Origin of the sequence: Pseudomonas avellanae BPIC 631, assembly GCF_000444135.1 — a bacterium.
In the GTDB taxonomy this organism is placed as follows: domain Bacteria; phylum Pseudomonadota; class Gammaproteobacteria; order Pseudomonadales; family Pseudomonadaceae; genus Aquipseudomonas; species Aquipseudomonas avellanae.
The window spans coordinates 1-5,845 of the sequence record NZ_ATDK01000291.1; the positions used below are offsets into that span (position 1 = coordinate 1).

Consider the following 5,845-nt stretch of genomic DNA (forward strand, 5'->3'; position numbering starts at 1 on the left):
CGCGAAGAAAGACTGGCTGACCAGTAGGTATTCAGCGTCTGCACCGGCCTCTTCGTGAGCAAGCTCCCTCTCACAAGGACACTGTGCACATGGCCTGCGTGGGAGCGACCGAGGCGGCGACCTGCAGGCTAAGGTGAGACAACTCGCCACGCGACAATAGACCACACGGCTCAAGTGGCTGAACAGGACTACTCTTTCATGGTCGATTGATCTACGTCAGTGCTCCATTCAAACAACGACGGATCGACCAGCGCTTTTTCCACTGAAAGCGCTGCATAAAAAGAAACAGAGCACTCATTACCGTGGGGGCAATCGCTGTTGGCCTTCAGGCAGCAGCAGGTTTCATCTGAGAGAGGAACATCTTATGTTCGGTTTAGAGGCTATCGAGCTCGCCCGAATTCAGTTCGCATTCACGATTTCGTTTCACATCCTGTTTCCTGCCATCACCATTGGTCTGGCAAGTTACCTGGCTGTGCTCGAAGGCCTGTGGCTGAAGACCCGCGATGACGTTTATCGTGACCTGTACCACTTCTGGTCGAAGATCTTTGCCGTCAACTTCGGCATGGGCGTGGTGTCCGGGCTGGTCATGGCCTATCAATTCGGCACCAACTGGAGCCGCTTCTCCGACTTTGCAGGCGCCGTTACCGGCCCGCTGCTGACCTACGAGGTGTTGACCGCCTTCTTCCTGGAAGCCGGCTTCCTGGGTGTGATGCTGTTCGGCTGGAACCGCGTGGGCCGCAACCTGCACTTCTTCTCCACGGTCATGGTTGCCATCGGTACGCTGATCTCGACATTCTGGATTCTGTCCTCCAACAGCTGGATGCAGACGCCACAAGGTTTCGAGATCATCGACGGTCGTGTGATCCCGACTGACTGGTTCGCGGTGGTCTTCAACCCGTCGTTCCCGTACCGCCTGACGCACATGGCAATTGCCGCCTTCGTGGCGACGGCCTTCTTCGTAGGCTCTTCGGCGGCCTGGCACTTGCTGCGCGGTCGTGACACGCCCGCCGTGCGCAAGATGCTCTCGATGGCCATGTGGATGGCCCTGCTGGTTGCGCCAGTTCAGGCAGTGGTCGGTGACTTCCACGGTCTGAATACGCTCAAGCATCAGCCCGCCAAAATCGCCGCCATTGAGGGCCACTGGGAAAACATCGGCGACGAGCCGACCCCGCTGATCCTGTTCGGCATCCCCGACATGAAAGAGGAACGCACCAAGTACAAGGTGGAGATTCCCTACCTGGGCAGCCTGATCCTGACCCACAGCCTCGACAAGCAAGTGCCGGCGCTCAAGGAGTTCAAACCTGAGGACCGTCCGAATTCGTTGATCGTGTTCTGGTCGTTCCGGGTCATGGTCGCCCTCGGCATGCTGATGATCCTCACCGGCCTGTGGAGCCTCTGGCTGCGCAAGCGCGGCACACTGTATAGCTCGCGTCCGTTCCTGTACCTGGCGCTGTGGATGGGGCCATCGGGCCTGGTCGCGATCCTGGCGGGCTGGTTCACCACCGAGATCGGCCGTCAGCCGTGGGTCGTGTACGGCTTGATGCGCACCGCAGATGCATCGTCCGGCCACAGCGTGGCGCAGATGAGCATCACCCTGGTGCTGTTCGTGGTCGTGTATTTCGTGCTGTTCGGTGCAGGTCTCGGTTACATGATGCGTCTGGTCCGCAAGGGTCCGAAAGCGTATGTCGAACATGTGCCTCATGGTGGTCCCGGCCAGCAACGTACACCGGCCCGCCCGCTCTCCGCTGCTGTTGAAAGCGAAGACGATGGCGACAATCCTGACCGTCTCGGCAAGGGGAATTAAGCCATGGGTATCGATCTTCCGCTGATCTGGGCCATCATCATCGTCTTCGGCATCATGATGTACGTGGTGATGGATGGCTTCGATCTGGGCATCGGGATTCTCTTCCCGTTCATGAAAGACAGTTCCGACCGCGATGTGATGATGAACACCGTCGCCCCGGTCTGGGACGGCAACGAGACCTGGCTGGTACTGGGCGGCGCTGCGCTGTTCGGTGCCTTTCCGCTGGCCTATTCGGTGGTGCTGTCGGCGCTGTACCTGCCGCTGATGTTCATGCTAATGGGCCTGATTTTCCGCGGCGTGGCGTTCGAGTTCCGCTTCAAGGCGACCGAAGAAAAGCAACACTTGTGGGACAAGGCGTTCATCGGCGGTTCGCTTGCCGCGACGTTCTTTCAGGGTGTTGCGCTGGGGGCCTACATTCAGGGCATTCCGGTGGTCGATCGCCAGTTCGCGGGCGGTTCACTGGACTGGCTGTCGCCGTTCCCGATGTTCTGCGGTCTGGCCCTTATCGTCGCTTACGCGCTGCTGGGCTGCACCTGGCTGATCATGAAAACCGAAGGTCCGTTGCAGAAGGCAATGCATGATCTGGCTCGCCCTCTGGCTGCGGCAGTGCTCGTGGTCATGGCCGTGGTCAGCCTGTGGACGCCGCTGGCCCACGCAGACATCGCGCATCGCTGGTTCAGCATGCCGAACCTGTTCTGGTTCATGCCAGTGCCGATTCTGGTGCTGGTGACCATGTACGGTCTGTTCAAGGCGGTCGCCCGCAATGCCCACTACACGCCGTTTTTACTGACCCTGCTGCTGATATTTTTGGGTTACAGCGGTTTGGGCATCAGCCTGTGGCCAAACATCATCCCGCCATCGGTATCGATCTGGCAGGCCGCTGCGCCGCCACAAAGTCAGGGTTTCATGCTGGTCGGCACGCTGTTCATCATCCCGTTCATTCTGGGGTACACCTTCTGGAGCTACTACGTGTTCCGCGGCAAGGTGACTGCTGAAGACGGTTATCACTAGTCCGAACCGAGGAGAATGACGATGTCTGGCAAAAATCCCCTGCACGACCCGGATCCGGCACTGAGCAAACCACTCTGGCAACGACTGGCCTGGCTGGTCGGGATCTGGGCGGGCAGCGTGTTTGCGCTGTTTATCGTCGCCAGCCTGATGCGCCTGTTTATGAGCGCTGCGGGCCTGACGACTCACTGACCCTTCTCTGAATTCCCGTTCGTGTCTTCCGGACACGTTTTGTGACCCTCTTGCCGCCAACTGCGGCAAGAGGGTCTTTTTTTGTGTGCTATTTGCGTGCTTTCAGGATCACGAATTTCGGCGTGGCCGCAACCTGTTCGACGCCGCGGAACAGGCGCGACAGCTTGGTGTGATACCCCAGATGGCGATTGCCGACGATGTACAGCGCACCGCCTGTGACCAGCGCTGCACGGGCCTGAAGGAACATGCGCCAGGCTAAAAAGTCGCCCACCACCTGTTGCTGGTGGAAGGGCGGGTTGCACAGCACCACGTCCAGCGAGTCAGGTTCCTGGGTATCCAGCCCGTCGGCGGCACGCAGCACAACGTCTCGCTCGCCCAGATGTGCCCGCCAGTTTTCTGCGGCCGACTGCACCGCCATGTACGACTCGTCCACCAGCGTGTAATGCGCGTCGGGATTGTCCAGCGCGCTGGCGATGGCCAGCACACCGTTGCCGCATCCCAGGTCGGCGACCCTTGCCGCGCCGAGGTTTTTTGGCAGATAGGGCAGAAGGGCGCGAGTGCCGATGTCCAGCCCGTCGCGGCAAAACACGTTGGCGTGATTGAGCAATTCGATAGCCGGCTCGTCCAGTGTGTAACGCGTCGGATAAGGCGACGTCCGCACCTCTTGGGTCCGCGGAGTCGCAAACAGCAGGCGGGCTTTTTTTACCGCCAGCGAGGCCTGCACCGGCCCCACGTACTCTTCCAGCAAGTCACCGGCCGAGCGTGGCAAATGCTTGACCATCGCGGCCGCAACAACGCGAGCACCGGGGGCCAGTTGGCCTTGCAGGCGGATCAACTGCTCTTCAAGCAGGGCCAGTGTCTTGGGGATGCGGATCAGCACCCAGTCGAAAGGGCCGCTCAATGGCTCACTGGCCGGGATCAACGGCACGGCGTCGTAGGCCATGCCATTGCGCGCCAGGTTCTTTTCCAGCCCCTGCGCTGCCAGAAACGAATCGGTACTGCTGACCACATTGGCGTGGCGCGCCAGACTCGCCGCCAGTGCGCCGAAACTGTCATTGAGCACCAGGACGCGGCTTTCCAGGCTCAGCCCGGTTTCTGCGACATGGCTGAGCAGGTACTCGTCAGCAGCATCGAATGCCTGCAACGGCTCATCCTGTTGCTCGGGTTGGCGAATGAGATCAAGTTCGGCGAAACGGCTGATGAGCAGGGGCATTGGCGGGAAAACTCTGTGCAATCGAAAGTGTGCCAGCGAACCCGACGAAACGTGGGCTCGCTGAAGCAGACGATTTTACGTATTTTTTCGCTCTGATACCCGCCTGATTGTTGTTCTGCTACTGCTTTATCAGAACATCCCGCTCAATGCGGCCTGTACGGCTGCGGCGGTCTTGTTGCAGACCCCCATTTTCTGAATGGCGCTGGCGATGTGGAAGTGAATCGTGCGCTCCTTCAAACAGAGAATCATGGCGATGTCGCCAGCTGTTTTACCTTCGGCGGACCACTTGAGGACTTCGATTTCTCTCTGCGTCAGATTTTTTGTGGGTGAGGGCTGTATAAAATTGATGTCCATAGTGCTCATGTAGCCTCCTTGCAGCACGCAGCCAAACCTTGCTGTGTGTTTGTCCAGTCTAGGAACAAATACCCGGCAATCGGCACGCTGCGAATCTGGTCTGACGGATGGGGTGGTGGCACTTGGCTGTCTATTCTTGGCGTTTAAGCTGAAAGCCCCGAGCAAGAGCGGCCGAGGTGATTGGCCATGCAGACGTTCAGGCCCGCATTGACGGGCTTCAAGAACCAAATACTCTAAGCCGCCACAACGATTACGGGCAATTCACTACAAACCACCGGTGTTTATCGAGCCTGCTTTGCGGGACACTGGGTCTTGCTTGCCATTGTTCAGGAGTTAAAAGCGCACCATGACCGTCAGTGACGACAAACTCACCCGCCAGACGCTGCAGCGTGTTACACCGCTGACCACGAATCTGTTTACCCTGCGCACCACCCGCGACCCCGGCTTTCGCTTTCGCGCAGGGCAGTTCGCGCGGCTGGGTGTGACCAAGGCTGACGGCACGACGGTGTGGCGTGCGTACTCGATGGTTTCTTCTCCGCACGACGAGTTTCTGGAGTTTTTCTCCATCGTGGTGCCCGATGGGGAATTCACCAGCGAGTTGAGCCGCCTGCGCGAGGGCGACAGCCTGATGGTGGAGAAGCAGGCGTTTGGTTACCTGACCCTGGACCGCTTCGTCGATGGTCGCGACCTGTGGCTGCTGTCCACTGGCACGGGCGTCGCGCCGTTTCTATCGATTCTTCAGGACTTCGAGGTCTGGGAGAAATTCGAACGAGTGATTCTGGTGTACAGCGTTCGTGAGTCCAGCGAGCTGGCCTATCAGCCGCTGATCAGCGAGTTGATGCAGCGTGACTACCTGGCCGAGTACGCACACAAGTTTATGTTTCTGCCCACCGTCACCCGCGAGCAGCATCCCGGTGCACTGAATGGCCGTATCACGCAACTGATCGAAAGCGGAGCGCTTGAACGCGCCGCAGGTATCGACCTGACGCCGGAGCATTCGCGGGTAATGCTGTGCGGCAACCCACAGATGATCGACGACACACGCGAATTGCTCAAGCAGCGCGACATGCGCCTGAGCCTGTCCCGCAAACCGGGGCAAGTGGCGGTGGAGACGTATTGGTAGGGTAGACGCAGACCGGGTGATGCCTGCTTGTCCGCGAATGCTGCACTGCAGGCGATAAATATTCTGCGGATGTAAAGCCTCTTCGCGGACAAGTCCGCTCCCAGTGTGCCCGGCATGGGCCGAAACCAGCCACTTGAAAGCAGTGGCCAGA

6 protein-coding genes are annotated in these 5,845 nt (G+C 59.2%); 4 read left to right on the plus strand and 2 right to left on the minus strand.

From position 1 onward, the window contains the following. The first annotated feature begins 364 nt into the window (after positions 1–364). From DW49_RS0117570 to DW49_RS01000000128520, 3 genes are read left to right on the plus strand one after another with little or no spacing between them, the layout of a single operon-like run. A complete protein-coding gene (locus DW49_RS0117570; protein ID WP_005620577.1) occupies positions 365–1,804 on the plus strand; it encodes a cytochrome ubiquinol oxidase subunit I in 1,440 nt (479 codons plus the stop codon). A gap of 3 nt (positions 1,805–1,807) precedes the next feature. Then, entirely contained in the window at positions 1,808–2,815 is a 1,008-nt protein-coding gene (gene cydB, locus DW49_RS0117575; RefSeq protein ID WP_003381747.1) for a cytochrome d ubiquinol oxidase subunit II, read from the plus strand. Between the two features lie 21 nt (positions 2,816–2,836). Beyond that, a complete protein-coding gene (locus DW49_RS01000000128520) occupies positions 2,837–3,004 on the plus strand; it encodes a DUF2474 domain-containing protein (RefSeq protein ID WP_005620576.1) in 168 nt (55 codons plus the stop codon). A gap of 88 nt (positions 3,005–3,092) precedes the next feature. Here the strand turns inward: DW49_RS01000000128520 and DW49_RS0117585 are convergent, their stop codons facing one another. Continuing rightward, the gene (locus DW49_RS0117585) at positions 3,093–4,217 is read right to left on the minus strand and encodes a methyltransferase (protein ID WP_005620575.1); all 1,125 of its coding nucleotides are present in this window, start codon (positions 4,215–4,217) and stop codon (positions 3,093–3,095) included. Positions 4,218–4,346: 129 nt separating this feature from the next. After that, positions 4,347–4,580 carry a helix-turn-helix domain-containing protein gene (locus tag DW49_RS1000000130425; RefSeq protein ID WP_003381740.1) on the minus strand — a complete coding sequence of 78 codons (234 nt, stop codon included), beginning with the start codon at positions 4,578–4,580 and terminating at the stop codon, positions 4,347–4,349. A gap of 337 nt (positions 4,581–4,917) precedes the next feature. Between DW49_RS1000000130425 and DW49_RS0117595 the strand changes: the two genes are divergently transcribed. Beyond that, positions 4,918–5,694 (plus strand): ferredoxin--NADP reductase, encoded by a 777-nt coding sequence (locus tag DW49_RS0117595; protein WP_005620572.1) that lies wholly within the window; start codon positions 4,918–4,920, stop codon positions 5,692–5,694. Positions 5,695–5,845 lie beyond the last annotated feature (151 nt).

Coding starts and splice junctions, on each gene's coding strand:
- DW49_RS0117595 (WP_005620572.1), top strand. CDS start 4,918: ATGACCGTCAGTGACGACAAACTCACCCGCCAGACGCTGCAGCGTGTT.
- DW49_RS0117585 (WP_005620575.1), bottom strand. CDS start 4,217: ATGCCCCTGCTCATCAGCCGTTTCGCCGAACTTGATCTCATTCGCCAA.
- cydB (WP_003381747.1), top strand. CDS start 1,808: ATGGGTATCGATCTTCCGCTGATCTGGGCCATCATCATCGTCTTCGGC.
- DW49_RS0117570 (WP_005620577.1), top strand. CDS start 365: ATGTTCGGTTTAGAGGCTATCGAGCTCGCCCGAATTCAGTTCGCATTC.
- DW49_RS01000000128520 (WP_005620576.1), top strand. CDS start 2,837: ATGTCTGGCAAAAATCCCCTGCACGACCCGGATCCGGCACTGAGCAAA.
- DW49_RS1000000130425 (WP_003381740.1), bottom strand. CDS start 4,580: ATGAGCACTATGGACATCAATTTTATACAGCCCTCACCCACAAAAAAT.